Consider the following 26,934-nt stretch of genomic DNA (forward strand, 5'->3'; position numbering starts at 1 on the left):
ACTATATAAGGATATTTTAGACAATGACCAAATTAGGGATTTGGATCATTTCACTTCCAATATTTTTTGGCTGTAATACGCTATTTCATTGGTGATTTTTCCTTTATCATCAAAAGTATCAATAAACATCATAGGTAAAACTATATTTTTTTTATCTGATTTTCTAATTAATCTGATTTTCCACCATGATTGCACTACCCTTGCATCGTCCAATTCATAATGCAGATAATCAGGATAACCCACTTGATCAATACTTACTAGATCATACATTTCAAACATTTTTTTATCATTTTCCTTTTGTTCTGCCAAGGTGTATTGTTTATTAATGTCAGGGTTATTTATATCAATAAAAGTTGCCTTGTCATCATAATACTTATAAGCTTTATCAAAATCTTTGTTTTCAAACGCATATATCATTTTTCGCACAGAATTAATATTTTCATGATGATTGTAGATTTGTCCATTGGTTCTGTCAGCAAAACTTTGATTAATTTCATCGTTCACAGTACTGGTCGAATAATTAATCATCATTTTGATTTTATTGTCTTTGTTCACGGTAAATAAACGGTGGATGGGTCTGTCAATTTTTACACCTGTTTCTTTTTGCACCCCTTTAATGTCTTCCCAAGTTTGCACCCAAACCAAATCTTTTTGATCAGCATCTTTGTATTCTAGCGCGTCAGGATAAGCACCTTTAGATCGTGCAATACTAGGGTAATCGATGTTGTCTTTCCATGTTTTAACTGTCTTCAAATAAGCAGCTTTATCCATCCCTTTATCATCCTTATTGGTAGATGTTCCGCTGTAATACTTAAAATCATCAGCCAAATAACTGGCTACTTTATCAGTGTTTCCACTAACAAATGCTTGCGTCATGGCTTCTACCGTAGTGATTGCCGGATGCTCCATATAAATGGTGCCATTTGGTTTTTTTTGGGCGTACGTGATGCAAGTCGCCATCAACAATACTGTTGTCATAAAGTTTTTCATGTTTATTTAAGTTTTTAGTTAAAAAGCGAATTAAATTTAAGAAAAATATATTGATTATCAGTTGTTTACATTGTTTTTGTTTTTAATAACACAATGCTGAATTTAATTAGTCTACCTTGCCGTGTTGGAACTATTTTCAGTCCATCAAAATACGATATGGAGAATAGTTTTGAAGCTTTGATTACTACTTATATTGAAAATAAAGTGGGTATATCAGAAAATTTTTTGAGTAATGATTTAGCCAATAATTTAAAACAGAATTTATATACTTTAAATCAAAACAGTCAATTGTCTGCTGCAGGAATTGGCAATTCAGAGAAATTATCATATGATGGTGCCATTCGAAGTGATTCAATTTATTGGCTTGACAAAAAAAACAATAATGCTTTTGAAAATGAGTTTTTTGTTCAAATAGAAGCTTTTATCCTTTATTTGAATAAAAGTTGTTATGCCGGAATCACAGGTTATGAATTCCATTATTCCTTATATGAGGCGGGTGATTTTTATCTAAAACATCTGGATCAATTTAAAAACAATCCTAGTCGAAAATACTCCATGATTACTTATTTAAACAGTGATTGGCAAGAAAGTGATGGAGGAGAGCTGCTCATTCATCAATTGAATAACAATCAAAAAATTAGTCCAGTACAAGGAAAAACTATTTTTTTCAAAAGTGACGAGCTTGTGCATGAAGTTTTGGTTACACAAAATACCAGAATGAGTATTACAGGTTGGTTAAAGAGTGACTAATGAAAAAGTAAAGCTATCATAATCTCCAAGAAGATTAATATGATTACAATCCATTCCAGTCGGGAGCTTTCGCGTACATTCAAAACGTCCGTGAAAAGTCTAAGATTATCTTCGACAATATCCAATCTATAATCTAAATCCTTAAAACGGGGATTGATGTCAAAATTGGCTTTTAGGTGTCGATTTAAAAGATGGAGCTCTTCATTGTCCCAAACTAAATTTGGGTCATCGAGAATATAGAGATTGTCAACAATACTGTTTTTGACATTCAGTACTTTTCCAATGTATTTGAGCAGATTTTTTTTTGAAATACTCAGTTTTCCGCGATGTTCCAATTCCTGTATGTATTTTTTGGAAGAAGTGATGAGATCATCTGTCAGAGCTTCATAATAATCTAAAGCAACAGATTGTGCGATGTTTAACATTACAATTTTCAAAACAGAAGAATCTATAAAAGGCACCGTAACATAATCATTTTTGATAATGACTTTTGTGATATTTTCGTCAATTTCTATTCGATATTCTTCAAATAGTTCCAAATCGACAATTGTCGAAGCATAGCTTTTGATAAAATCTATAAATTCATTTTTCTTGCGAGGTGTAAAATTGGCAAATACGACTACACCATAGTCAAATATATAGAGATACCGTTTTTTATTCGTGAGCGTATAAAAAATTTCTGATGGTGAACTAGAGTGTGGTACAATACCAAATTCAGCTCTTAATTTTTTTATATTAAAAGCTTCGGCTATTTGGATAGCCTCAATTTTGATGAAATTGGCTTTTTCCATAATAAAGTTTTATTTCCAAAAAAGTAGATTAAAGTTAGCTATTTCTATTTTATAAAATAGGTGAGCCTCTATTATTTTTGGATTAAAATAAGGACAAATCTTATTTTTTAATAAAAAAACGAGGAGCCTTCATTAATACTGCTTTTAGTATTATCATCTTACTTTTAAGAATAATTCAATTCGAGTGATGTTAAACTTTGAAAAAAACGAGTAAATAGGATTTAATATTTAGTCAAAATATGTAAATTAGTACATTGAAAATCAGCAAAATGGAGATGTTATGAAAGAGCCAGAAAAACAATTAGGAAACAATAGTTTAAAACAAAAAAAAGAAGATAAAAACCAGTTACCGGATTCTCTTTTATATCCCCCGGAAGAAGATATTTATAGAAAATTCCATAAAGAAAGTGAAATTGACCCTGAGGATATTTCCAAAAAGAAAGTTCCTGTTGAAATCAATAACATCAGCGAACTTAATCAGAAGGAATTTGATGAGGATATGTCTGGTGGCGATTTGGATATACCCGGCTTGGAGTTCGATGATGAACAACTGTCAACTACGGACGAAGATGAGGAAAATAGCCATTATAGCATTGGCGGAGATGATCACAATAATTTGGAAGAAAACATATAAACTAAATTTTCTTTAAACCGGAAAGTGGGTGTTTTGGAACATTCTTCTCTTGAATCAATACTTTAAATTTAAGTCCCATATCTATTAGAAGTCTATAGTTTAAATTTGATTCGATTATAGCATTTGATGCATCTTTCTTAACATTCAAGAAGGTTTTGTTTTGATAATCTTTAATGCCAAGGGATAATAAAAATGAGGCTTGATTTGTCATTCCAGTGCAATTGAGGTTATTTATATTTCCCCAATTTATTAAGGCTGAGAAATTGGTGTGGGCAGTAATATCCTGCTCTCCTATGAATTGGTATGGATTGTTATTTTTGTGGTGTTTGTAGTAGCATAAAAGAGTACCGGAACTTCTATATTTTTTATATAGTTCTGAGGAAATATCACCGTAATCAATGGTAATTAGATAGCCTTTATTCAAGGATTGTGCAATTTCTTCAATCCAAGATTGAGCTTCTAAATTTACTTCTGTTCGGAATCCCCGTGGCAGTTCTATATTCAAAACGGCAAAATAATCAATGAGCTCCTTATCTGCAGGTTTTAAAACTTCTATAAAACCATCTGAATAATCTACAAAAACCTCCATTAACTGTTCTTGCATAATCACTTGGTGTACCGAAAAATTATCGACTAGTTCATTACATAAAATACAGCCATTTATTTGTGAAATGTCATGAATTGAGTTGTACCAAGTCACTTTTTCTTTTAAGAACATTTTTTCTCTTTCTTGCATACCTGGACTTTTTTCGATAATGCAGTAAGATAAAACATTGTATAGTTCATAATTATTAGCTTTGAGATAAGCTAAAATATCGTGACACAATAGACCAGTGCCTGCTCCATATTCAACTATCTTTATGGGTATCCGCTCCAGAATTTGCCATATTTCTTCAATCTGTCGGGCAATCATTGCTCCAAAAGCATCAGTAAGATTAGCGCTGGTGTAAAAATCACCATCTACGCCAATCTTATTTTCGGAGGAGGTATAATATCCCAGATCAGGATAATACAAAGCCATCTCCATAAAATCCCGAAACGATATTGGGCCTTCCTCATTAATTCTTTGAATTATAATATCTGACAAGGACATCGGACTTAAATAATTGTTTGGAAGTTCTTTCTTTATCAAAAATGGTATCGGGTAAGCAAAACTATCGTTACCTGTTGCTTTCTATGTATAATTTTTCTAATATATGTGCTGCTTCATAATCTGAATTTGCCGAAAAACCGGATACAAAAACACCTTTTTTGCCCGAACTGGAAATTATACCATATACAACCGATTCCTCGTCCGGATCCGAGTCTCCTTCATAACGATATACATGTTGCACTGAATATTCATTTGGGGTTGTTTTAATGGCTTCGGTATGAAGATTAAAATCATGAGTAAAACCTTTTTCTTTTAAATCATTTAAGGCTTCCAAAACGGTGGTATAATGATAGGTTGGTTTCATAATAACAGAGATTAATAATTATTATTAAAGATAACTATTTTGTTTTTAATAGATTATGAATAGGATGTTAAAGTGAAAGAGCAATTCTTGATAAACCTTGATTAATGTTGTAGATTTGCACCGCAGACCGCCTTATCGTCGTCCCGTTTAATCGGGAGGGAGGAAAGTCCGGACACCACAGAGAAGCATAGCGGGTAACACCCGTCGGTTCCGATTTATCGGGATTAGGACAAGTGCAACAGAAAGTATGTACAGGTAATGCTGTAGTGAAACCAGGTAAACTCTATGCGGTGAAATATCAAGTATATCAGCATTTAAGGACTTCTCGTCCGTTGCTGAAGGGTAGATAGCTTGAGTCCAGCAGCAATGTTGGATCTAGATAAATGATAAGGTATTGTCTCGTTCCAAAAAACGAGACAAGAACAGAATCCGGCTTATAGGTCTGCATTTTTTATAATTTTTCATGTTTATTTACTATTTTAGTCGAAAAAATATGAGAAATTTTCCTTTTTTATCTTCATCACAATCGCTTTTACTTTTTAGAATAACACTTCCTTTGTTTTTTGTGGCTCATGCTGTTACCAGAATTGCCAATGGGACAATAGAACGATTTGCTGGTTTTTTATCTACCAAGGGTTTCTTTGCAACTACTATAATGGTTTGGGGAATTACAATTTATGAAATTATTGGAGGAATAGTACTTGCCTTCGGTTATTATACAAAGTATTTATCTCTTGGATTTATTTTTATGCTAATAATGGGTAATGTCATTATTCATTACGAAAATGGTTGGTGGGTTGGTGAACACGGGGAAGGAGGAATGGAGTACAGTTGTGCCTTAATTTTGGGACTGATTGTTATTGCAGCCTCCAAAAATGAAAAACCAATCTTTTTTGAAAAAACAAAAGTTTAAAGTCAGGCATTTATTTTAAATTCCAAACCAATATTACGAACACTTTCAATACGTATTCGTGAATCACCTTTGAAATACTTGCGAATTTTACTGATGTAGACATCCATGCTTCTTCCTGAAAAAAAATCATCGCTGCCCCAAATTGTTTTCAAAATTTGTTCTCGTTTTATCATTTGGTTTTTATGAGTATAAAAAAAATGGATAAGAGCCGCTTCTTTTTCAGTAAGTTGTTGTATTTCAGAATCATTTTTCAGACACAAACGTTTGGTATCGAATAAATAGGCTCCAATTTGTAACTCATCAATTATTGGTAATTGAATCTGTTTTTGTATGCTTCTCTTCAAAATATTGTTCAGGCGCAGAACAAGCTCATCTGCTTCAAAAGGCTTTACGATATAATCATCGGCACCTAATTTTAATCCAATGATTTTGTCTTCTTTTAGTTTTCTTGCCGTAAGAAAGACAAATGGTACTTCAGGATTGATTTTGATAATTTTTTCAGCAAGAGTAAATCCGTCCATTTTGGGCATCATAACATCAAAAACACAAATATCAAAGGTTTCTGTTTGGAAAATAGCTAAAGCTTCTTCACCATTTCCTGCCCAAGTTATTTCAAATTGGTGCAGTTCTAAATAATGTTTGAGAACGCCTGCAAAATCAGCATCGTCTTCGGCTAAAAGTATTTTTTTCAATGGGAAAATATTAGACTTTAAACATAATTGTAAACTCAGATCCTTTACCTAAATCACTTATAACATCTATGCTGCCTTGATGTGCTTTTATAATTTGCTTTACATAAAAAAGCCCCAAACCTAATCCTTTTGCATTATGTAAATTGCCTTCTTCGACTCTGTAGAACTTATCAAACAATAAGGAATGTTTATTTTTTGAAATTCCAATTCCATCATCTTTAATTATGATATTAAATTGATTTTTGATTAATTCTGTTTTAATTGTGATCGTGCTACTTCCATATTTTACGGCATTTTCCAGCACATTTAAAATAGCAGTCGTCAGATGGAATTTATCCAAAATCAAAGATGTTTGATTCGTATTAAAATGAGTTTCAATAGTCACTTTTGGAAACACAATCTTAAAATCGGCAACTATTGTTTTTAAAAAGGACTCTGCATCGATTTTTTCTTTTTGCAGTTCAATTTCGTTCTCTCCCAATGAATGTGCCATTACTTGGTCGATTAAGCTTTGCAAACGATTATTTTGACGCGAAATGGTATTCAAAACACTATTGAATTGCACTTCATTGCCACGAATGTCTTTTCGCTCCAATATTTTTGTGGAGATTCCCAAAGTAGTCAAAGGGGTTTTGAGTTCGTGAGTGATATTATTGATGAAATCGGTTTTGACATCACTCACTTTTTTTTGCCTGATTAAAGCTTTGATGGCAATTACAAAAAGTGTTATTAGTGTAAGAATGGATAGTAGTGACAGTAATAAAATCATTTTCATTCGTTCGAAAATAATCATTTCCCAATCGATTACAGAAACATACATAGAATCTTCAGTAAGCAATTTATAATCCTGTTTTCCCAAAGAACCATTCGTTGTATTCACATAATTTCGAACTAAAAAAGCATTGTTTAAAGTCGCCAAATTGCCATAGATTTTGTTTTTAATAAAGGACTTTTCGGAAAAAATAGTATCAGCTTTTTTATGATTGTTATAAATGACAAACTTGTTCAATACAATGGCAAAATCAATTGAAATATCTGGAAATTCACGCTTAAATTTTAGTTGCAGTTTTCGGGTTAATGCACTTCCAGATTCATGATCAAGTAAAGTACTTTCAATTTCAAATTTTGGCTTTTTGTTTAAAATATAATGTTGAGCCAATTGCTTAAATAACAACTCTTTTTTGTTGACGTAAGCCGAATCAATATCGCTGTAATCATTTGTGATTTTGCCAATTTTATCTTTGATTTCTGTGTGAAATTGGGCCACTTTATAATCATAAGTTGTCTTTACCAGATAGCATTGCACAACCGATAAGGTAATCAGAGCTACGACTGAAAATGCGATTAATAAATTGATTCTTTGTTTCATTTGGTGAAAATTGAATTCAAAAATAATTCTTTTATCATTCAAATTAGCCATTAACTCCGCATTAACCTTCGATTAACTTAGAAAGCGTCCATTTAGAAGCATTTTTGCAATGTTTCAAATTACTAAACATACTATTTAATGAAAATGAATTTAAGAATTCAAAATGCAGCCATTACAATTTGTCTTATTATTTCAGGATTTAGCTACGGACAAAACACTACCGAAAATGATAGTATATCCAATAAATTAAATGAAGTAATTGTTACAAAAGAAAAGAAAATGTTCACCAATAAAAATGGAAATATCAAAGTAGATGTAGCCAATTCAATTCTGAATGCAACTCCTAATACAATTGACTTGCTTTCAAAATTGCCCAATATTACTATCAGCGCCGACAAGGAGAATATCACGGTTATAGGAAAGGGAAATCCATTGATTTATATCGACAATCAAAAAGTAGGTATGAATGATTTGAATGCTTTGTCTGTAGATGACATTAAAACCATCGAAATCATTAATAATCCATCTTCTAAATATGAAGCCGAAGGAAGAGCCGTTATTTTGATAACTCGAAAGTTCAGCAAAAAAGAAGGTTCACAAACCACTTTATCCGAAGTGGCTTCTTTCAAAAAAGAATTCAATAATTATCTGGGAATAAATTCGAGTTTCAAAAAGAATAGATTGGAATGGAAAGCCAATTTTAATTGCAACAAATTAAGTCCTTGGGAAAGCCATAGGATTGATTATCAAATTCCAAATGCGGATATAATTTCGAATTATAATGTTGCAACCGCAAATACCAAAAGAAAACAGTTTATTTTTGGAGGTGGCCTATTTTATAAAATCAATGAGGAAGATTATTTTTCAATTAGCATGAACAGCAAATTGCAAAGCGAACCTTTTGACATATACACAACAACTTATAACAAAAACGGAGATGTCGAAAATAATGTTCTAACGCGCAGTGATAATAAGAGCCAAAAGAATTTAATCAACTCTTTTGTTAATTATTCTAAGAAAATAAAATCTATTGACGCGCAATTATTTACGGGTTGGCAATATTCTAATTTTGATCAGGATTCAAAGTCGTTGGCCCAGAACAATTTTAATGATACTCAATTTGAATGGGCACAAAATAGTGATCAAAAATTCAATGTTGGTGTTTTTTCGGGGAGGGTAGATCTCGAAAAGAAATTTAAAAATGAAATGAAGTTGGAAGCGGGAGGCCTTTATTTATCTGCGGATGCAAAAACTGATTTTTTTATTTTTAATTTTGATACCAATGCTACAATCATTTCAAATTATACTTTTGATGAGAAAAACAAGGCGGCCTATTCTCAATTGTCTGGCAGTATGAAAAAGATTGGATATTCTGTTGGCTTCAGAGTTGAAAACACTGATATTATTGGAAAATTCAAAAATGATGATATGCCATTAATCAATAAAAATTATACCGATTTCTTTCCAAAAATACAGCTTGACATCCCGATTGACAGCACAAAATCGATAACCTTGAATTATTCAAAAAGCATTCTGAGGCCCAATTATTCATCGACCAGTCAGGGATCAACTTATATAAATCCGTATTTTTTATATTCCAGAAATATCAATTTAGATCCAACCATTACCAATCAAATTTCGTCTAGTTTTCAATATCATGACAAATCAGTAAAGCTAAGTTTTTATCAAAATTTGGATCCCGTATACAGCAGTTTTGTCTTTGACAGCAAGAATAATATATTGATTTTTAAAGAAACCAATTTTGATAAAGAATCGGGACTTAATTTAGAATTTACTTTGCCTTTTACTTATAAAATTTGGACTTCAATATACAGCCTAAGCTGTATATTGAATAAAATAGAAGATGATTCGGCCGAACTTATTTCGTCAAAACCATATTTATATTATTATTCGAGTAATGAATTTAAACTTCCAAAAGGTTACACAATTGTAGTATCAGCTTGGGGATTAACTGAACAAAAAGAAGGAGTATTTGAAAGAAAACCTGTATTCATAATGGATTTAGGGGTTTCAAAAACATTTTTAACCAATTGGAACTGTACCTTAAGTTATAATGATATTTTTAGAAACACAATTTATGAAGAAAGATTTACAATTAATGGTATAAATTCAAAAGCTAGATATCTTGTCGATGCACACGAATTTTCGATTGCTGTTAAATATTCTTTTGGTAAAATAAAATCGATAGAATTTAAGGAAAAAAATATTGATGATAACTTTAATAGAATGCGATAATACAATAAAAGTCAAAGCCCTTGCAATTGCAAGGGCTTTGTTTGTATAAATTCTTAAGTAAGTTACCCTTCGTCTTCTTCTGTGTCTTTTCGATTTGTTTCATCGTCAATTTCTTCCTCTTCGGCTGAATCCAATTCAAAGAAACTAAAAATAGAGCCACCATAACTTTTTTGGAAAGAAAAATTAATCATGTGATCCAGTTTGGTATACTTCGAATGCTCAATAACCATCATGCCATCTTCATTGAGTAATCCTTTTTCAAATACCAATAAAACAACTTTTTCAAATATTTTTTGGTCCAGCCCATAAGGAGGATCGGCAAAAATAATATCGTAGCTTGTTTTGTTTTTTTCCAAGAAAGAGAAAACATCACTTTTGGTGGCTGCAATATTAAAATCATATTCAGCCGCTACTTGTTTGATGAATTTCACGCAACCAAAATCGCCATCAACTGATGTGATTGGAGTGCTTCCGCGTGAAGCAAACTCATAGCTGATATTGCCTGTTCCGGCAAATAAATCCAATACTTTTAAGCCGTCAAAGCTGAAATGGTTATTCAAAACATTGAACAATGCTTCTTTGGACATATCGGTTGTAGGTCGAACGGGGAGGCCTTTTGGCGGAGAAATGCGTCTTCCTTTGTATTTTCCGGATATGATTCTCATGAGTTAAAAAGTATAAAATGTTGCTGATTTTGTGCGGTTGAAAAGGAATTGCTTTTTTGTAAATCAGTTACATTAAAGAAAGACACATTACGAATGTATTTGAAAGCGATTTTATAAAAATCATCTTCTTCAGAAATGGCTCCTAATAATTCCAATTGGAAACTTTCAGGATTCATATTTAACTGTTCGGCTGTAAAAAGGAGATAGTAAATGAAATCCTCTGGCGTTTTATATTCGAATGAATTGAATAAAAGTAATTTTTGATTCTGAATTACAATAATTTCAAAATGACCAGGATTAAAATGAACAATCATTTTCTTATTGTCATTGTTTTTGGATGCATCCAAAAGCTTTGAAACCAAGATACTATTGGCGTGCTTGTAATCAAAAGATCCGAATTGATCAATGAAAAAATTATTAATATTCACGTAAGGAATATAAACTGCATTCATCTGATAATTGGTTATTTCATCAAATGCAAAAAAGTCGGTTTCAAAAACTTTGGTGTTGTATTGCAAATAACTGCCTAAAAAATTCTCGTCAAATAGGGCAGTGGGAACAAATGTTGAAAGGTTATTATTATGAATCACCTGAATTTCATCGTAGTTGTCATTCAATTCTGGATAATTTCGGAAAGCATCCGAAAACAATTCCTCAATCTTAGTCGATTTATGAAAAGTATCAAACTTAATTTCGTTTATGGATACAATCCTATTATGAAGCGTGTCAAAGCAACAAAAAGAAAGCCCGGTCAGTGAAACCTGAATGGAAAGCTTTTTGTATTTTTTATCGGTTATATTGGTGTTCATAGTATTTTATTCAACATTGCAAACTTACAATTTTTATTTATTGTTTAGAAGAGTAGAGTGTTTATTAGTTTAGACGTTTTACAATCAATGCTTCAAATCTAAACTTCTAAACTCATAAACTTTCAACCTTTTTTGCCTTACTTTGCAATCAAAATATACCCAATGAATTCCTCCTCATTTTACAGCCATTTACAGAAAAAATTTCCTTTTCAACCAACGTATAATCAGGACATTTTTTTTCAAAAAATTGCCATTTTTTTGACCGATACTCAAAATGAGACGATTTTTGTGCTGAAAGGATATGCAGGAACTGGAAAAACGACGGTTATTTCCACTATCGTAAATAGCTTATTGGAGATTAACAAAAAGTATGTTTTGCTAGCTCCAACTGGACGCGCGGCCAAAGTAATTGCCAATTATTCGAATAAACCGGCTTTTACGATTCATAAAAAAATCTATTTTCCGAAGAAGAATTCCGGTGGGGGAGTTTCGTTTACTTTACAGCAAAACAAACATAAAAATACGGTTTTCATTGTCGATGAAGCATCGATGATTTCAGACACCAATTCGGATTCCAAATTGTATGAAAACGGATCTTTGCTTGATGATTTGATTTCCTATGTGTATTCTGGAACCAACTGCAAAATGATTCTGTTGGGAGATACGGCTCAGTTACCGCCTGTAAATTTGGATATAAGCCCGGCTTTGGACATTCACACACTTAGTATAAATTATAACAAAGAGGTTGAATATATTGAGCTTGATGAAGTAATGCGTCAGGAAGAAAACTCAGGAATTTTGCATAATGCGACTGAATTGAGGGAATTATTGAAGGACACTTTTATAACCGAATTTAAATTCAACGTTCGAAAATTTAAAGACATTGTCCGTTTGGTTGACGGATACGATATTCAGGATGCAATTCACTCCTCTTACAGTAATTTTAGTATAGAAGACACCGCTTTTATTGTTCGTTCCAATAAAAGGGCGAATCAATATAATGAGCAAATCCGAACCAAAATTCTCGATAAAGAAAGTGAACTCTCCACAGGCGATTTCCTGATGGTGGTGAAGAATAATTATTTTTGGCTAAAGGATTCCGATGAAGCTGGATTTATTGCCAATGGTGATATAATTGAAATTTTGGAGATGTTCGGCATAAAGGAATTATACGGTTTTAAATTTGCGAAAGTAAAAATCCGAATGATTGATTATCCCGATCAGAAACCCTTTGAAACAGTGCTTTTGATGGATACCATAAAAAGTGAATCGCCATCTTTGACATTTGAGGAATCGAATCGCTTATATCAAGAAGTTATGTTGGATTATGAAAACGAAACCACAAAGTACAAAAAGTTCCAAAAAGTAAAGGAAAACGAATATTTTAATGCGCTGCAGGTCAAATTCTCGTATGCAATCACCTGTCATAAATCACAGGGAGGGCAATGGAATACCGTTTTTATTGAACAACCATATTTGCCAAATGGTATCGACAGAGATTACATCCGATGGTTATACACTGCTATGACAAGAGCCAAAAATAAGCTATATTTGATAGGATTTAAAGATGAAAGTTTTACAGAATAAAATAGTTAAAAATGAAACAAAGAATTGCTCATATTGCATTGCTAGTTAGTGATTATGATGATGCCATTACATTTTATACTCAAAAATTACATTTTGATTTAATTGAAGATATTAAACTAAGTGAAGCCAAACGTTGGGTTTTGATAGCGCCAAAGGGAACATTTGGATTTAGTTTGCTTTTAGCAAAAGCCGACAATGAAGAGCAAAGAAGTAGAGTAGGAAATCAAACTGGTGGGAGAGTTTTTTTATTTCTAAATACAGATGATTTTGAGAGAGATTATCAAAATTTGTTAGATAATAAAGTAACAATTATTAGAAAACCAATAGAGCAACCTTATGGAAAAGTAGCTGTATTTGCTGATTTATATGGAAATTTGTGGGATTTAATTGAACGAAATGAAATTTTGTAAAATCTTTTTATTATGAACACACTAAATGACTTACATAAAATATCAGGCTCATTTTCAAATACAGAAAAAATGCCTGTTCTGTTTTTGGGACACGGAAGTCCAATGAATGCCATTGAAGAGAACCAGTTTGTGACCGGTTTTAGAAATATGGCAAAAACGTTGCCAAAACCTAATGCAATTTTGTGTATTTCGGCACACTGGTTTACCAGCGGAACCAAAGTTACCGCCATGGAAATGCCAAGAACAATTCATGATTTTGGAGGTTTTCCAAAAGAATTATTTGATGTAGAATATCCCGCCAAAGGAAGTCCTGAATTAGCCACAGTTACTCAAGAATTATTATTGCCCACTGATGTGGAATTAGACCAGCATTGGGGTTTGGATCATGGTGCTTGGAGTGTAATTAAACATTTATATCCAGATGCAGATATTCCTGTAATTCAGATGAGTATTGATTATACAAAATCTGGCCAATACCACTTTGATTTGGCACAAAAACTAAGCGCCTTGCGTAGTAAAGGAATCCTGATTGTTGGTAGCGGAAATATCATTCATAATTTGAGAATGGTTGATTTTAGAAATATAAATACCGATAATTACGGCTATGATTGGGCCGTAGAAGCTAGAGCCGATATAAACGATTATTTACTCGATGGTAATTTCCAACCGCTAATTGATTTTGAAAAACAGAGCAAAGCTTTTCAATTGGCTATTCCTACACCAGATCATTATTTGCCCTTGGTTTATACTTTGGGATTAAAAGGAAAATCGGAAGAATTAAGTTTATTTAATGACAAATTGGTAGCAGGCTCGTTGAGTATGACTTCGGTCAAGATTTCGAATTAGTTTTAGATTATAAAAACATATATTTGAAAACTAAAATATAATAGAAGAATAAATAAAAAATGAAAATAATAGCAGTCATTCCAGCCCGTTACGCATCTACACGATTTCCAGCAAAATTGATGCAAGATTTAGGAGGTAAAACGGTAATTTTAAGAACCTATGAAGCAGCCATAAATACAAAATTGTTTGATGATGTCTTTGTGGTAACGGATTCCGATTTGATTTTTAATGAAATTATTTCCAATGGCGGAAAAGCAATCCGAAGCATCAAAGAACACGAATCGGGGAGTGATCGTATTGCCGAAGCTGTCGAAAATCTAGATGTAGATATTGTTATCAATGTGCAAGGAGATGAACCATTTATAGACAAAGATCCTTTGGCAAAAGTTATTGAAGTTTTTAGAAACGACACTTCAAAACAAGTTGATTTGGCTTCTTTGATGAGAGAGATAAAAAACGAAGACGAAATCAATAATCCCAATAATGTAAAAGTTGTAGTGGATCAAAATGGATTTGCATTGTATTTTTCCCGTTCAGTAATTCCATATCCAAGAGAGAAAAATGTAGGCGTTCGTTATATGCAGCATATCGGAATTTATGCTTTTAGAAAACAAGCCCTTTTGGATTTTTACAGTTTACCAATGAAATCATTGGAGGCGTCAGAAAAATTAGAACAATTGCGTTATTTAGAATTTGGAAAGCGTATCAAAATGGTAGAGACCTCACACGTTGGAATTGGAATCGACACTGCAGAAGATTTAGAAAAAGCTCGAAAAATGATAGCATAAAAATTCCCGATTCAAGGATTATATTAGATCCTTCGAATCGGGAATTTTATTTTTGAAAACAAATTAATAGTGTAAACCAAATCCAAAAGCATACAAAGGATCTTTTGAATCATAAGGAACATCTTCTTTTTGATTTCTAACAGCCTCCATTGATGAAGGTAATTCAAAAGGTAATTTTCCTTCTGGCTTGGCAATGCCAAAAATAACATCCAAAAGTGCCGCATCACTTGCTCCATAATTGCCGAAAACAGCTTTTGCAGAACTATTTATTTCCGGAAATACAGCAGGGCGGTCCAAATAAATATCCACTATAGTTGGTACAGTTTTACAAAGAGTCAAAACATCTTCTAAATCCTTACCTTTAAAATCCAAGTCGCCATGATGAAATCCTTTTGCAAAAGGATTGTCCGTATCAAGAGGAACCCAAGGTGTATTTAAACGGATTATCGCAATATCAGCTTGCTCAGGTAAAGCAACAATAATACCGTATTGTGAAGCAATTTTGAAATCTACATTTTTTACATAAATCTTTAATTTATTTGATACAGACAAAGGAAGTTTTAAATCGTTTTTCAATAATGTCATGGAGCGACGTTGGGTATCTTCTCCCAATTTTTTAAAATCGGCACGACCAACAATTTTGGTTGCATTATCTACATCAACGTACGGATTATCAAACAAACCCAAAATGAATTTTTGACGTAGTAATCTTCGAACTGATTGATCAATTCTTGATTCTTTAATTTTTCCTTCTTTAACTAATTGCACAATATATTGAGGGCAATTCTCTCCACCAAATTGATCACAACCAGCATCAATTATCTTTTTTACTCTTTCAATTTCACTAAGATTTTCAACTCCCCAAGCTCTTGCAGGCCATATTACAGCTCCGATATGTGTATCTGAAACTAAGCCCCAATCAGTACAAACAACTCCATCAAATTTATATTTTTCGCGAAGTAATTTTGTTATAATATCTTTATTATACGAGAACCCAACATTTTCTGAAGTTTGGTCAGTTGGTACTCCATAATATGGCATAATGCAAGCAGTATTAGCTTTAAACGCGGCTTCAAATGGGATTAAATGATAATTGAAATTTTTACCCGGATACACCTGACCTTTTTGATATTGAAAATGAGGATCCAAACCTTCTTTTTGAGGACCGCCACCTGAGAAATGTTTAGTCATACAAGCTACACTCGTATTCCCCAATTGTTTCCCCTGAAACCCTAAAATATATGCTTCAATCATTCGGGCAGATATATTTGCATCTTCACCAAAAGTCCCACTTACACGAGGCCAGCGTGGTTCTGTTGCCAAATCGGCCATGGGATGCAAAGCTTCACGGATTCCAACTGCTAGATATTCTTGGCGGGCAATATCTCCAAATTTTTGAGTCAATACTGGGTCGTTTATTGCCGCAAAGCCTAACTGTTCTGGCCACTGAGAAAAACCATTAGCTTCCATCGCAAATACATTATTGCTGAAATAATGACGTGGATCTGATGCAATGGTTACAGGAATTCCAAGTCTGGATTCTTCAGCTACCTTTTGAATGGCATTATACCCCATTGCCAATTCTTTAACGCCTGGAGCTTGCCAATAATTAAAATGATTCATTTTTTTATTTACTATCAAATCCCTTGCAGAAGGAATTCTGGTGGCCATTCCCGTTGCGCCTTCTTTTTTATCAATACTTCCGTCAGTATTGATAAGCGTTCCATTGATAAACATTAATCCCGCTTTTTCATCAATATTCATTAACGAAATGAGATTGTCAATTCGCTTTTCAATCGGAAGATTTATATTTTCATAAGGATCCATTTTACCATTTTTATTGAGATCCCGATATTTTGGCGGATCAATAAATGATAACGAAACAAAGCACGTAACAAATAATACTGAGATAAATAGCGGTTTGAATTTATTTCCCATTTTGAATATGAATTAAAAAATTATTACAATGTGTTATTTGGACACAATGTACAAACAATTATTTAATTTAAACAAAAAAAATCTGTAAAAGTTTGGCTAATAGAAAATTATGATATTAAAAACACGAATATTTGAACCTTCAAACAATATATTCACTATTTAAATTATTATTTTACTAATTCAATTTTTCAATAATAATCAATTCATTGTGAACTTCCACCCTTGGTATAGACTGTATTTTGTAATTATCGTCACTGAGTCCCTTAACGAAATTTTGATTTCTAAAATTATCTCCAGCGGTCAAGCACATTGTATTAAAAAGTACAACTCCTTTGCTCTTGAGTAAAAAGCAAATCCTATTCGTAAAAAACTTTTCAAATAAGAAATTAGGCATCGTGGTATCTTGAAATATATCAATTATAATCAAATCATAACGGTCTTTTGTTTTTAGAACAAATTCAAAAGCGTCATCAATTATTATGTTTAGATTTTTAATTTCATCTAATTTGAAGTATTCATTAGCAATTTTAATGATATTGGGGTCAATATCGACACCTGTTATTTGACCTTCAAAATGAATTTCATCTACTAATGTTTTAATGACGCTTCCGCCTGCAACTCCAAGCACTAGTGCATGATCCATTTTTGCAATTCTCTCAAAACCAAAATGTTTCAGACCCCTTCTTAAAATGCGTTGCAAGCTTCCATAAGAATAATTGGTGTTCTCCGAATCGAGTACTAATTCACCATTTGCCCATGTTACTTCAATGGTTTTACTCAAAGTTGATTTAGTTTTATATATTTTAATTGGAATAATATAACTTAATAATTTACGCAGCATTAATTTAGGTTTTTATCAAAAATAAGATAATAATTATTTAATTTGTGGAAAATAAAAGACAAATGAAGAAACAAATCTATAAATGGATTTTTGAGAATTTAATGGGTTGGAAAATAGAAGGAAGCTTAGATGAACAAATAAAGAAAAGTGTATTGATGGTAATGCCTCATACTAGTTGGCATGATTTTTACGTGGCCATTATTTGCAGAGGGGCTCTAGGAGTTGACATAAATTGGGTTGGAAAGAAAGAATTGTTCCGATTTCCGTTTGGATATTTTTTCAAATCTTTAGGAGGAGCTCCATTAGATAGAACCGGGGGATTAAACAAAGTTGAATCTATAGTAAGTATTTTTAATTCAAAAGAAACATTTCGATTGGGCTTATCCCCTGAAGGCACCCGCAAAAGAGTTGAACAACTAAAAACAGGATTTTATTATATAGCCTTACAGGCAAATATGCCAATTATTCCTGTATCAATAAATTTTGAAAAGAAAGTAATCGCCTTTGGAAAACCATTTTATCCAACAAGCGATATTGAATCTGATTTGTCATGTTTGAATAAACATTTTGTTGATGCAAAGGGCAAAATACCTGAATATGGATATAAAGTACCTTAAAACGAAGCTCGCTGAGAATCGCATAAAATATTTTTTTCGATTCCTTGTGAGGAATATTCAATTCTCACGAATTGTGATTTAATAGCATTTTATGTTTGTCTTTTTTAATTTTTTAGAAATCCCCTCTACTTAATTTCTGCAATAAGCAAAGTCGTATTTTAGATTTTTTAAATTCAAAAAAGTGTAACTAAATTGATTCTTTAATTGTATCTGAATTTTAAATTAATTTGGTGAATATATTTTGAAAGTACCATTTTTATAAAAAAAAACTATTTTCTCTATTTCATCAGTATTTTCATTTTCTATCGAAGCTTTAATTTGATTTGTTTTTGGATGATCTAAATTAGATTCTAATAGGGTAGAAATTTGAGAAAATAAATCAATAGAGCTAGGAGTGCCAGCTTTTGAAGCAGTAGAATTAGAATTTGGATCTGGACTTATTTCAGAATTTTTAGGAAAAAACCCCTTTCCGTTCAATATCCAATACAGATCTACATCTGGAAAAATTTCAATAATTTTTAGAATAAAATCCAAACTTGGCTTGTTTCTTCCAGAGAGCAGATGAGACATGCTGGAACGTTGTACGCCAATTTTATCTGCAAAAGAAGAGGCGTTAAGATTATAATAATCAAGTATAATCTCCAATCTTTTTATGAAATCATCTGTGTTTACCATTGTAAATTATATTTCAAATTAACGTATTTACAAATGTAACCAATAGGAATGTAGCAACCTAATTAACAATGCTAAAACATGAATTGGATCACTTTTATTCTAATGCTTTAATAGATGTAAAGAATATTAAAATATTGATTATAAGTTTTTTACGTATTAAAACTAAATTATTCATTGACCGCAAATACTAATTACACTTGTCAATAATTGGTTTTAAAAAAGCAGTTTACAATCTTGAAATTTTTCAAAAACACATAGTTTACAAATGTAAAAATAAAGATGTTTACTTTTGTAAATCAAATATTGTAACATGAATTTAGAACAACTATTCAACCAAAATAAAGAACATACAATTCAGGGCCGTTATATTACATTAAAGAATATTGAGCCAATATTAAATAGAGAATCCCTAAAAAAGGATGTAAAAATAATTGGAAAATCCGTTTTGGGAAAACCCATTTATAGTTACCAAAAAGGAACCGGTAAATTAAAAATTTATCTTTGGTCACAAATGCATGGAAACGAAAGTACTACGACTAAAGCGTTGTTCGATTTTATAAATCTATTGAACAGCGGATCGGATCTGGCTAAACAACTTTTAGAAACTTTTACTTTTTATTGCATTCCGATGTTAAATCCTGATGGAGCGCAACTATATACCAGAGTCAATGCTAATGATATAGATTTAAATCGGGATTCCCAGGACCTCACACAGCCGGAAAGTAAAATATTAAGAGCAGTTTTTGAAGAGTTTAAACCGGATTATTGTTTTAATCTCCATGATCAGCGTACCATTTTTGGAGTTGCTGATACTGGAAAACCCGCAACAGTATCTTTTTTGGCACCTTCTTATAATGAAGAGAGAGAGGTCAATGAGTCAAGATTGAAAGCTATTAATTTGATTGCTGGCATTAATGAGGTTTTACAGAAGTATATTCCAGGTCAAATAGGTCGATTTGATGATTCGTTTAATATTAATTGCATAGGAGATACATTTCAATATCTAGGAGTTCCAACCTTGTTGTTTGAAGCTGGGCATTTTGCAGATGATTACGAGAGAGAAGTAACTCGTAAATTCATATTTATATCTCTACTTTCGGGTTTTATTATTCTCAGCGAAAACGATATAGTTAGCAATATAAATGATAAATATTTGAACATTCCTCAGAATAAAGTCGTTTTTTTTGATTTTATGTATAAAAATGTCAAAATAAATTATGATGGTATCGAAATAATCACGAATTTTGTTGCTCAATATAAAGAAGAGTTAATTGATAATATATTAAATTTTAACGCTTACATAGTTGAAGTGGGTGATTTAGAAGGATATTATGGTCATTATGAATACGATGCTAAAGGAGCATTATATAAAGATGAGTTTAGTAATTTCCCAAAAGCAAATCAAAAAGCCAATTTCAATTTAGATGAAAAAGTGTTTTTCGTTAACGGAACTGTAATAAAATAATATTTTTGCCGTTTATTTAATTTTTATTTATAAATTTAACTTTTTTAGTATCAAATAACCATATAATAAAAGAATTATGAGTAAATTTCGTTTAGATGAAGTAGATCACCAGATTTTAGATATGTTGATAGACAACACAAGAGTTCCGTTTACAGACATCGCAAAAAAATTATTGATTTCAGCTGGGACGGTTCATGTAAGAGTTAAAAAAATGGAAGATGCCGGTATCATTATGGGGTCCTCATTAGTCCTTGATTATGATAAATTAGGATACTCATTTATTGCTTATGTAGGTGTTTTTCTTAATAATACTTCTCAAACAAAATTTGTATTAGAGCGTATTAATGAAATTCCTTTTGTCACCGTTGCATCTGTAACTACAGGTAAATTCAATATATTTTGCAAAATCAGAGCAAAGGATACGAAGCACGCCAAAGATGTTATTTTTATGATAGACGATATCGAAGGAGTATATAGAACCGAAACTATGATCTCACTTGAGGAGAGTATAAATGATAAAAAGCGTTTGATGCATACCATTTTTAAGGAAATGTAAAAAAATCTTGAATGCTATATTATAAAATATAACCTCAAGTTTAATCTTGGGGTTTTTTTATACCAAATTAACCAACCATTAAACTAATAGTATAATTATGTATACGTTGCCAAAAATAGAACGTTTTAATCAAAATGTTTTATCCAAATACCACATTTACAATAGTGTATTTATAACATTACCCTTTGATTCTGTTGATAATACGGGAGTTCTCTTGCCTATATTCACAGAGCTTTGTGATAACGGATTCAAAAAACAAGAAACTCCAAAAGAAATTTTCGATTACTTTTCAGACAAATATTTGAATAGCGCTACCGAAAAAGATAAAATTAATTTGATGTTTCACTTTATACAATATATTGAACGTCAAATTGTTTTGTTCGACGCTATCGAAGATGCCGCATTTCCTGTTGTCAACAATATGGAGGGTAGAGGTTCGCTTCGTGATATCAAAGAGAAATCAGATCTTAGAGACAATAAGGAAGAGCTGATTCATTTTTTAGAAAATTTTAATGTTCGCACTGTTTTAACAGCCCACCCAACTCAATTTTATCCTGGACCCGTTTTAGGAATCATCAACGATTTGACCGAAGCAATACGAAATAACAATTTATTAGAAATCAAACAATTACTGGCTCAGTTAGGAAAAACTCCTTTTATTCAAAATGAGAAACCCAATCCTTTTGATGAAGCGGTAAGTTTAATTTGGTATCTGGAAAATGTTTTTTACAACACTTCAGGTGAAATGGTGCATTATTTGCAAAAAAACGTTTTTGAAGGGGAATCCATAAACAACCAATTAATTAAACTCGGGTTCTGGCCAGGAGGAGATCGTGATGGAAATCCATTTGTTACAACTGAAATTACTTTGAAAGTAGCAGAACGTTTGAGAACTTCAATTTTGAAATGTTACTATGTTGAAATACGAAATCTAAAGAGAAAACTCACTTTTCCAGTTGTAGATTCTTTAGTTATGGAGCTGGAGCAAAAATTATATCGTTCTGTTTTTTATTCTAAAGGAGAAATTTTTATTACGCTTGAAGAATTTAAAATACAATTGAATAAAATAAAAACAATAATTATTGAGCAACATCAATCGCTTTATGTCGATCAAATTGATGCTTTGCTTATTCGTTTGAATTTATTTGGTTTTCATTTTGCAACTTTAGATATCAGACAAAACAGTAAAATTCATCAAAGTGTTTTTTATGACATAGTTGATTTTTATTCAAAATCTAAAACAAATATTTTTCCGGATAATTATTTCCATTTAACCGAAGACGAAAAAATGGAAGTTTTATCAACTTTAAAAGGCAATTTAGATGCTGCCGATTTTGAAAATGAAATGACAAGATCCACGGTCGAATCAATTCAAGCTATCAAAACGATTCAGGAAAACAATGGAGAATTTGGTGCAAACCGTTATATTATAAGCAATAACGAGAGTGCACTTAATGTGATGGAGACTTTTGCTCTATTTAAATTGTGTAATTGGGAAAATGCAACTGTTGACATTATCCCACTATTTGAATCTGTTGATGATTTGCAAAATGCGCATTTGGTAATGGAAAAATTGTACACTAATACCGAATATGCTAAACATTTAACAAATAGAAATAACAAGCAAACGATTATGCTTGGTTTTTCTGACGGAACAAAAGATGGTGGATATTTAATGGCGAATTGGAGTATTTATAAAGCCAAAGAAGCATTAACTGAAATTTCCAGAAAATATGGAATTCACGCAATTTTCTTTGATGGACGTGGAGGTCCTCCAGCTCGTGGTGGTGGAAAAACACATAAATTTTACGCATCACTAGGTCCAAATATTGAAAATAATGAAATTCAAATTACAATTCAAGGACAAACAATTAGTTCTAATTTTGGAACATTGGATTCCTGTCGTTATAATTTGGAAAACCTTTTGAGTGCGGGTGTTGCCAATCAAGTTTTCAATCAAGGACAAAATGAATTGTCAGTTGAAGAGAAAGAAATTTTGGATCAAATGGCCGATTTGGGATATAACAAATATTTAAGTTTTAAAAATCATCCTAAATTTATTCCTTATTTAGAACAAATGAGTACTTTGAAATATTATGCAAAAACTAATATTGGAAGCCGACCATCTAAAAGAAGTAAATCTGAAACTCTTGATTTTGCTGACTTAAGAGCAATTCCATTTGTGGGATCTTGGAGTCAATTAAAACAAAATGTACCTGGATTTTTTGGAGTGGGTTCCGCTTTAAAGCATTTTGAAGATACCAATCAATGGGAAAAAGCTCAGAATTTATACAACAGTTCACTATTCTTTAGAACGCTATTGGAAAACAGTATGATGTCATTGGCAAAATCATTTTTTCCTTTAACTGCATATATGAGTAAGGATCCTGAATTTGGGGCTTTTTGGCAGATTATCTACAATGAATTTTTGGAAACCAAAAGATTATTATTGAAAATTGCTGGTCATACTGAACTAATGGAAAACTACCCTGATGGTATAGCTTCTATTCAAATGAGAGAACGTATTGTGTTGCCATTGTTGACAATACAGCAATATGCTTTGTTGAAAATTAATGAATTGAACAAAGAAGAGAACCCAGACTTGAACCTGATTAAAGTGTACGAAAAAATTGTGACACGCTCTCTTTTTGGTAATACTAATGCGAGTAGAAACTCTGCATAATTCAAAAACATAGACTTCAATTTTTTTAAAAAACATAAAATGAATTCAAATCAATTGCCAGTAAATGAATATTCAAAATTCAATGCGACTTATATAGAAGCTCTTGAAAATGTTGAATTATTTGAAGAATTAGAAATTAGTTTACATGACTTTATCAAATTTGTCCAAAATATTCCACTGGATAAATTTGATTACAGTTATGCCGAAGGAAAATGGACAATAAAAGAAATTATTCAGCATATTATTGATGCCGAAAGGATTTTTGCATATCGCGCACTTCGAATTTCCAGAAATGACAAAACGCCATTACCGGGATTTGAAGAAAATGATTATGTTGACAATACCGATGCAAAAATCAGAAGTATTCAGGATTTGTTAACGGAGTTTTCAGCCGTAAGACATTCCAACTTGCTAATGTTCAAAAGTTTTTCTGACGAACAACTAAGAAGAATAGGGATTGCATCAGGGCATGAAGTTTCAGTCAGAGCTTTAGGATTTTTAATTATTGGTCACATGAAACATCATCAAAGAGTTTTTGCAGAAAGATATTTATAAATTTTAAACAAGCAGTTTTATTTAAAACAGCTTGACCAAATTTTTAACTTATTCTCAAAAGTCATGGTATTTGCAGGACTGGTCGAAGGCATTACAAAATAAGTAATGCCTTCTATTTGTCCGAATTTTTTAGAAAAAAATAAATGACTTTGTTTTCCATTAAAAATAATTTTTGTGATAGATGGAAATTCGCTGAATAAATCTACAAAATCATTTTCTTTTTTATTTTTGATGTGAATATCCAAACTTCCTTTTCTTTCACAGTTTTCCAAAACATCCCACAAGCCAATTTTATTAGATTTAAGAAATTGAACCTTTTCTTGAAAATTTGCAGGAATTGGTAAGGCTTCAAAAAGTGTATAGAGTATTTTCCAAAAATGATTTCTTGGATTTGCATAATATTCTTGTTTGGCAAGAGACATGGCGCCAGGCATTGTTCCCAAAATTAATATTTCAGTTTCTGAATTTATAAAATAAGGGAATGAATGTATTTTCATAAAATTAAAATGCTGTATTTTCTTTTTCTAGAATGGCTAAACCGACTCTAATTTTATCATATGAAATTTGCTCTTCAAAAAAATCAAAATATGGCTTCAAAGCAGTTGGCGATTCCAGTTTAATTTTTGCTTTTGCTATTTTTGCTATTTCCTGCTTATTAATAAAAACACTTAAATCTATCGGATGACCATCACCGTATAATTTAGCCAAATGCGAAATTATTGTGGGTAATCCCAATTTTCTTTTTATTGCAATTTCTTCAACGGTCATTCCATTTTTAAACATTTCCAAAGTTTCTTTATAAGTGGTATTTACTTTTTTAGCTCTAACTTTTTTAATTTTTTCAAATTCAATAATAGCTTTTATAAATACATCACCATACTTTTCTAATTTAGCTTTCCCAACTCCATCAATAGCCAGGAATTCAGAGTCACTCATTGGTCGTTGAATTTCTAACTGCTTTAAAGTTGCATCATTAAAAATGATGTAAGCAGGAACTTCTTCTTCTTTAGCAATTTCCGAACGTAGCTTTCTAAGAAATTCAAAAAGAGAATTTGCTGTAGATTTTGTTTTAGCACTCTTAATTTCAGCTGTCTCAGTTTTCAATTTTGGTACAGTTGTCAATTGTACCTTTTCGCCATCAAATAATACTTTTTTTGCAAAAGGTGTTAATCTAATTTTATTCTGTTGATGAAAGGCAATTTCACAATACCCCAAATTTATCAATTGTATAAGATATTGATTCCAATCATACCAAGAAATATCGCCTCCAACTCCATAGGTTTTTAAATTTTGATACCCTTTATCATAAATGGAAGCATTTTTGGAACCCCTTAAAAAATCAACAATTACAGGTAAGGCTTCAGATTCTTGTAAACGAATTATTGCAGATAATGCTTTTTGGGCAATTATGGTTCCGTCAAAAAAGGCGGGCGGATTTTTGCAAATATCGCAATTTCCACAATTTTCGGAAACCAGCTCTCCAAAATAGGAAAGTAAAATTTTTCTGCGGCAGCTTAATGCGTCGGCATATTGCTTCATTCTTTCCAGCTTGGATAATTGTACTTCTGCATTCAATCCTTCAGATGCAAATTTCTGCAACTGAATCACATCACCATAACTTTCGAACAAAACAGTTTCAGATGGTAACCCGTCACGACCTGCCCTCCCAATTTCTTGGTAATAGCCTTCAATATTTTTTGGCAAATTATAATGGATCACCCAACGAACGTTCGATTTGTCAATCCCCATTCCAAAAGCAATGGTCGCACAAACAACTTGACATTCATCGTTGACAAATTCATCTTGAGTTTTGGATCGTATTTTATTATCCAATCCTGCATGGTACGCTTTTGCTTTAATTCCAATTTTTTGCAATTTTTCAGCAAGTTCTTCAGTAGTCTTTCTGCTTAAGCAATATACGATTCCCGATTCATTCGGTTTGTTTCTTATAAAATCAACAATTTGTTTGACGCGATCCAAAGCTGGCCTAACTTCCAAACTTAAATTTTTTCTATCAAAAGAAGCTATAAAAATTTTAGGATTATTTAAATTTAATTGATCACAGATGTCAGTACGCGTTGCTTTATCGGCAGTTGCGGTCAATGCCAGAATTGGAGTGGAAGGGAAGCGGTTTTTGAGATATCCCAAATTGGTATAAGCAGGACGAAAATCATGACCCCATGCTGAAATACAATGAGCTTCATCGATAGCAATTAGACTGACAACTATCTGACTAAATGCATTTTCCAAAAAAGACAAACTTTCTGGTGCAACATAGACCAGCTTAACCTTATTGTCTTTTAAATTTTGAATATGTAATTGCTGTTCATCTGAAGACTGGCTGCTATTGATAAAACAAGCATTTATTCCATTGGATTTCAGGCTGTCAACCTGGTCTTTCATCAAGGCAATTAATGGTGAAATTACTATGGTAGTTCCCGGTAGTACTAAAGCGGGTAGTTGAAAACATATTGATTTACCACCTCCGGTTGGCATAATGGCCAAAGTATCTTTTCCGTAAAGAATACAATTAATAATTTCTTCCTGATTGGGTCTAAATTTCTCAAACCCAAAATTTTCTTTTAGTTTGGCGTGTAAAGTTTCTGTTGTCATTGTGGCGTATATTTTTAAAAACATAAATCTAATA

At 32.0% G+C, this 26,934-nt stretch carries 26 protein-coding genes and 1 other RNA gene; 14 read left to right on the plus strand and 13 right to left on the minus strand.

Annotation, left to right across the window (positions count from 1 at the left end):
* Positions 1-45: 45 nt before the first annotated feature.
* Positions 46-990 carry a nuclear transport factor 2-like protein gene (locus tag DOS84_RS17530; RefSeq protein WP_111411403.1) on the minus strand — a complete coding sequence of 315 codons (945 nt, stop codon included), beginning with the start codon at positions 988-990 and terminating at the stop codon, positions 46-48.
* Positions 991-1,083: 93 nt separating this feature from the next.
* Between DOS84_RS17530 and DOS84_RS17535 the strand changes: the two genes are divergently transcribed.
* Positions 1,084-1,740 carry a 2OG-Fe(II) oxygenase gene (locus tag DOS84_RS17535; protein ID WP_243636396.1) on the plus strand — a complete coding sequence of 219 codons (657 nt, stop codon included), beginning with the start codon at positions 1,084-1,086 and terminating at the stop codon, positions 1,738-1,740.
* On the opposite strand, the gene DOS84_RS17540 is transcribed toward DOS84_RS17535, so the two are convergent.
* On the minus strand, positions 1,737-2,531 hold the full coding sequence (locus DOS84_RS17540; RefSeq protein WP_111411404.1) for an RMD1 family protein: 795 nt from the start codon (positions 2,529-2,531) through the stop codon (positions 1,737-1,739). The two genes, DOS84_RS17535 and DOS84_RS17540, sit on opposite strands and share 4 nt — an antisense overlap.
* A 280-nt stretch (positions 2,532-2,811) precedes the next feature.
* Between DOS84_RS17540 and DOS84_RS17545 the strand changes: the two genes are divergently transcribed.
* Positions 2,812-3,165, plus strand: a complete 354-nt coding sequence (locus DOS84_RS17545) for a hypothetical protein (RefSeq protein ID WP_111411405.1) — start codon at positions 2,812-2,814, stop codon at positions 3,163-3,165.
* Between the two features lies 1 nt (position 3,166).
* Here DOS84_RS17545 and DOS84_RS17550 read toward each other — a convergent pair whose 3' ends face one another.
* Both DOS84_RS17550 and DOS84_RS17555 read right to left on the minus strand, forming a co-directional pair.
* Entirely contained in the window at positions 3,167-4,252 is a 1,086-nt protein-coding gene (locus DOS84_RS17550) for a class I SAM-dependent methyltransferase (RefSeq protein WP_207802074.1), read from the minus strand.
* 73 nt (positions 4,253-4,325) lie between these two features.
* Positions 4,326-4,622, minus strand: a complete 297-nt coding sequence (locus DOS84_RS17555; protein ID WP_111411407.1) for a hypothetical protein — start codon at positions 4,620-4,622, stop codon at positions 4,326-4,328.
* Positions 4,623-4,741: 119 nt separating this feature from the next.
* Between DOS84_RS17555 and rnpB the strand changes: the two genes are divergently transcribed.
* Positions 4,742-5,075: RNase P RNA component class A (gene rnpB, locus DOS84_RS17560), an RNA gene on the plus strand.
* A gap of 40 nt (positions 5,076-5,115) precedes the next feature.
* Complete coding sequence (locus tag DOS84_RS17565; protein ID WP_165830464.1) at positions 5,116-5,535, plus strand: DoxX family protein; 420 nt, start codon at positions 5,116-5,118, stop codon at positions 5,533-5,535.
* Positions 5,536-5,537: 2 nt separating this feature from the next.
* On the opposite strand, the gene DOS84_RS17570 is transcribed toward DOS84_RS17565, so the two are convergent.
* Both DOS84_RS17570 and DOS84_RS17575 read right to left on the minus strand, forming a co-directional pair.
* Positions 5,538-6,227: a response regulator transcription factor gene (locus DOS84_RS17570; protein ID WP_111411409.1), complete on the minus strand. Its 690-nt coding sequence runs from the start codon at positions 6,225-6,227 to the stop codon at positions 5,538-5,540.
* A 10-nt stretch (positions 6,228-6,237) separates the two neighbouring features.
* Positions 6,238-7,596, minus strand: a complete 1,359-nt coding sequence (locus DOS84_RS17575; RefSeq protein ID WP_111411433.1) for a sensor histidine kinase — start codon at positions 7,594-7,596, stop codon at positions 6,238-6,240.
* Positions 7,597-7,734: 138 nt separating this feature from the next.
* Here DOS84_RS17575 and DOS84_RS17580 point away from each other — a divergent pair, with 138 nt between their 5' ends.
* A complete protein-coding gene (locus DOS84_RS17580; protein WP_243636397.1) occupies positions 7,735-9,852 on the plus strand; it encodes an outer membrane beta-barrel family protein in 2,118 nt (705 codons plus the stop codon).
* Positions 9,853-9,914: 62 nt separating this feature from the next.
* Here DOS84_RS17580 and DOS84_RS17585 read toward each other — a convergent pair whose 3' ends face one another.
* Positions 9,915-10,517 (minus strand): RsmD family RNA methyltransferase, encoded by a 603-nt coding sequence (locus DOS84_RS17585; RefSeq protein ID WP_111411410.1) that lies wholly within the window; start codon positions 10,515-10,517, stop codon positions 9,915-9,917.
* A complete protein-coding gene (locus DOS84_RS17590) occupies positions 10,514-11,326 on the minus strand; it encodes a DUF3822 family protein (RefSeq protein WP_111411411.1) in 813 nt (270 codons plus the stop codon). The genes DOS84_RS17585 and DOS84_RS17590 overlap by 4 nt, the downstream gene beginning before the upstream one ends.
* Positions 11,327-11,488: 162 nt before the next feature.
* Here DOS84_RS17590 and DOS84_RS17595 point away from each other — a divergent pair, with 162 nt between their 5' ends.
* From DOS84_RS17595 to kdsB, 4 genes are read left to right on the plus strand one after another with little or no spacing between them, the layout of a single operon-like run.
* Positions 11,489-12,913, plus strand: a complete 1,425-nt coding sequence (locus tag DOS84_RS17595) for an ATP-dependent DNA helicase (RefSeq protein ID WP_111411412.1) — start codon at positions 11,489-11,491, stop codon at positions 12,911-12,913.
* A gap of 11 nt (positions 12,914-12,924) precedes the next feature.
* Complete coding sequence (locus tag DOS84_RS17600) at positions 12,925-13,323, plus strand: VOC family protein (RefSeq protein ID WP_111411413.1); 399 nt, start codon at positions 12,925-12,927, stop codon at positions 13,321-13,323.
* 12 nt (positions 13,324-13,335) lie between these two features.
* Complete coding sequence (ygiD, locus tag DOS84_RS17605) at positions 13,336-14,169, plus strand: 4,5-DOPA-extradiol-dioxygenase (RefSeq protein ID WP_111411414.1); 834 nt, start codon at positions 13,336-13,338, stop codon at positions 14,167-14,169.
* 59 nt (positions 14,170-14,228) lie between these two features.
* The gene (gene kdsB / locus DOS84_RS17610; protein WP_111411415.1) at positions 14,229-14,957 is read left to right on the plus strand and encodes a 3-deoxy-manno-octulosonate cytidylyltransferase; all 729 of its coding nucleotides are present in this window, start codon (positions 14,229-14,231) and stop codon (positions 14,955-14,957) included.
* A 63-nt stretch (positions 14,958-15,020) separates the two neighbouring features.
* On the opposite strand, the gene DOS84_RS17615 is transcribed toward kdsB, so the two are convergent.
* Together DOS84_RS17615 and DOS84_RS17620 are read right to left on the minus strand one after the other, a co-directional pair.
* Positions 15,021-16,895, minus strand: a complete 1,875-nt coding sequence (locus DOS84_RS17615) for a glycoside hydrolase family 3 protein (protein ID WP_111411416.1) — start codon at positions 16,893-16,895, stop codon at positions 15,021-15,023.
* Between the two features lie 175 nt (positions 16,896-17,070).
* Entirely contained in the window at positions 17,071-17,736 is a 666-nt protein-coding gene (locus tag DOS84_RS17620) for a spermidine synthase (RefSeq protein WP_111411417.1), read from the minus strand.
* 62 nt (positions 17,737-17,798) lie between these two features.
* Between DOS84_RS17620 and DOS84_RS17625 the strand changes: the two genes are divergently transcribed.
* On the plus strand, positions 17,799-18,353 hold the full coding sequence (locus tag DOS84_RS17625; RefSeq protein WP_111411418.1) for a 1-acyl-sn-glycerol-3-phosphate acyltransferase: 555 nt from the start codon (positions 17,799-17,801) through the stop codon (positions 18,351-18,353).
* Positions 18,354-18,575: 222 nt separating this feature from the next.
* Here DOS84_RS17625 and DOS84_RS17630 read toward each other — a convergent pair whose 3' ends face one another.
* Positions 18,576-19,028 (minus strand): helix-turn-helix transcriptional regulator, encoded by a 453-nt coding sequence (locus DOS84_RS17630; RefSeq protein WP_111411419.1) that lies wholly within the window; start codon positions 19,026-19,028, stop codon positions 18,576-18,578.
* Between the two features lie 310 nt (positions 19,029-19,338).
* Between DOS84_RS17630 and DOS84_RS17635 the strand changes: the two genes are divergently transcribed.
* The 4 genes from DOS84_RS17635 (at position 19,339) to DOS84_RS17650 (ending at position 24,287) form a co-directional block, all read left to right on the plus strand.
* Positions 19,339-20,493 (plus strand): M14 family metallopeptidase, encoded by a 1,155-nt coding sequence (locus DOS84_RS17635; RefSeq protein WP_111411420.1) that lies wholly within the window; start codon positions 19,339-19,341, stop codon positions 20,491-20,493.
* A gap of 76 nt (positions 20,494-20,569) precedes the next feature.
* Entirely contained in the window at positions 20,570-21,049 is a 480-nt protein-coding gene (locus DOS84_RS17640; RefSeq protein ID WP_024981770.1) for an Lrp/AsnC family transcriptional regulator, read from the plus strand.
* 97 nt (positions 21,050-21,146) lie between these two features.
* Positions 21,147-23,732, plus strand: a complete 2,586-nt coding sequence (locus DOS84_RS17645; protein ID WP_111411421.1) for a phosphoenolpyruvate carboxylase — start codon at positions 21,147-21,149, stop codon at positions 23,730-23,732.
* Between the two features lie 39 nt (positions 23,733-23,771).
* Positions 23,772-24,287, plus strand: coding sequence for a DinB family protein (locus DOS84_RS17650; RefSeq protein WP_111411422.1), 516 nt, complete (start codon positions 23,772-23,774; stop codon positions 24,285-24,287).
* Between the two features lie 17 nt (positions 24,288-24,304).
* Here DOS84_RS17650 and DOS84_RS17655 read toward each other — a convergent pair whose 3' ends face one another.
* Together DOS84_RS17655 and recQ are read right to left on the minus strand one after the other, a co-directional pair.
* The gene (locus DOS84_RS17655; RefSeq protein ID WP_111411423.1) at positions 24,305-24,784 is read right to left on the minus strand and encodes a DNA-deoxyinosine glycosylase; all 480 of its coding nucleotides are present in this window, start codon (positions 24,782-24,784) and stop codon (positions 24,305-24,307) included.
* A gap of 4 nt (positions 24,785-24,788) precedes the next feature.
* Entirely contained in the window at positions 24,789-26,900 is a 2,112-nt protein-coding gene (gene recQ, locus DOS84_RS17660; RefSeq protein ID WP_111411435.1) for a DNA helicase RecQ, read from the minus strand.
* Between the last annotated feature and the right edge of the window lie 34 nt (positions 26,901-26,934).

Source organism: Flavobacterium aquariorum, assembly GCF_003254745.1.
Lineage (GTDB): Bacteria > Bacteroidota > Bacteroidia > Flavobacteriales > Flavobacteriaceae > Flavobacterium > Flavobacterium aquariorum.

Coding starts and splice junctions, on each gene's coding strand:
- DOS84_RS17530 (WP_111411403.1), bottom strand. CDS start 990: ATGAAAAACTTTATGACAACAGTATTGTTGATGGCGACTTGCATCACG.
- DOS84_RS17535 (WP_243636396.1), top strand. CDS start 1,084: ATGCTGAATTTAATTAGTCTACCTTGCCGTGTTGGAACTATTTTCAGT.
- DOS84_RS17540 (WP_111411404.1), bottom strand. CDS start 2,531: ATGGAAAAAGCCAATTTCATCAAAATTGAGGCTATCCAAATAGCCGAA.
- DOS84_RS17545 (WP_111411405.1), top strand. CDS start 2,812: ATGAAAGAGCCAGAAAAACAATTAGGAAACAATAGTTTAAAACAAAAA.
- DOS84_RS17555 (WP_111411407.1), bottom strand. CDS start 4,622: ATGAAACCAACCTATCATTATACCACCGTTTTGGAAGCCTTAAATGAT.
- DOS84_RS17565 (WP_165830464.1), top strand. CDS start 5,116: ATGAGAAATTTTCCTTTTTTATCTTCATCACAATCGCTTTTACTTTTT.
- DOS84_RS17575 (WP_111411433.1), bottom strand. CDS start 7,596: ATGAAACAAAGAATCAATTTATTAATCGCATTTTCAGTCGTAGCTCTG.
- DOS84_RS17580 (WP_243636397.1), top strand. CDS start 7,735: ATGAAAATGAATTTAAGAATTCAAAATGCAGCCATTACAATTTGTCTT.
- DOS84_RS17585 (WP_111411410.1), bottom strand. CDS start 10,517: ATGAGAATCATATCCGGAAAATACAAAGGAAGACGCATTTCTCCGCCA.
- DOS84_RS17590 (WP_111411411.1), bottom strand. CDS start 11,326: ATGAACACCAATATAACCGATAAAAAATACAAAAAGCTTTCCATTCAG.
- DOS84_RS17595 (WP_111411412.1), top strand. CDS start 11,489: ATGAATTCCTCCTCATTTTACAGCCATTTACAGAAAAAATTTCCTTTT.
- DOS84_RS17600 (WP_111411413.1), top strand. CDS start 12,925: ATGAAACAAAGAATTGCTCATATTGCATTGCTAGTTAGTGATTATGAT.
- ygiD (WP_111411414.1), top strand. CDS start 13,336: ATGAACACACTAAATGACTTACATAAAATATCAGGCTCATTTTCAAAT.
- kdsB (WP_111411415.1), top strand. CDS start 14,229: ATGAAAATAATAGCAGTCATTCCAGCCCGTTACGCATCTACACGATTT.
- DOS84_RS17615 (WP_111411416.1), bottom strand. CDS start 16,895: ATGGGAAATAAATTCAAACCGCTATTTATCTCAGTATTATTTGTTACG.
- DOS84_RS17620 (WP_111411417.1), bottom strand. CDS start 17,736: ATGCTGCGTAAATTATTAAGTTATATTATTCCAATTAAAATATATAAA.
- DOS84_RS17625 (WP_111411418.1), top strand. CDS start 17,799: ATGAAGAAACAAATCTATAAATGGATTTTTGAGAATTTAATGGGTTGG.
- DOS84_RS17630 (WP_111411419.1), bottom strand. CDS start 19,028: ATGGTAAACACAGATGATTTCATAAAAAGATTGGAGATTATACTTGAT.
- DOS84_RS17635 (WP_111411420.1), top strand. CDS start 19,339: ATGAATTTAGAACAACTATTCAACCAAAATAAAGAACATACAATTCAG.
- DOS84_RS17640 (WP_024981770.1), top strand. CDS start 20,570: ATGAGTAAATTTCGTTTAGATGAAGTAGATCACCAGATTTTAGATATG.
- DOS84_RS17645 (WP_111411421.1), top strand. CDS start 21,147: ATGTATACGTTGCCAAAAATAGAACGTTTTAATCAAAATGTTTTATCC.
- DOS84_RS17650 (WP_111411422.1), top strand. CDS start 23,772: ATGAATTCAAATCAATTGCCAGTAAATGAATATTCAAAATTCAATGCG.
- DOS84_RS17655 (WP_111411423.1), bottom strand. CDS start 24,784: ATGAAAATACATTCATTCCCTTATTTTATAAATTCAGAAACTGAAATA.
- recQ (WP_111411435.1), bottom strand. CDS start 26,900: ATGACAACAGAAACTTTACACGCCAAACTAAAAGAAAATTTTGGGTTT.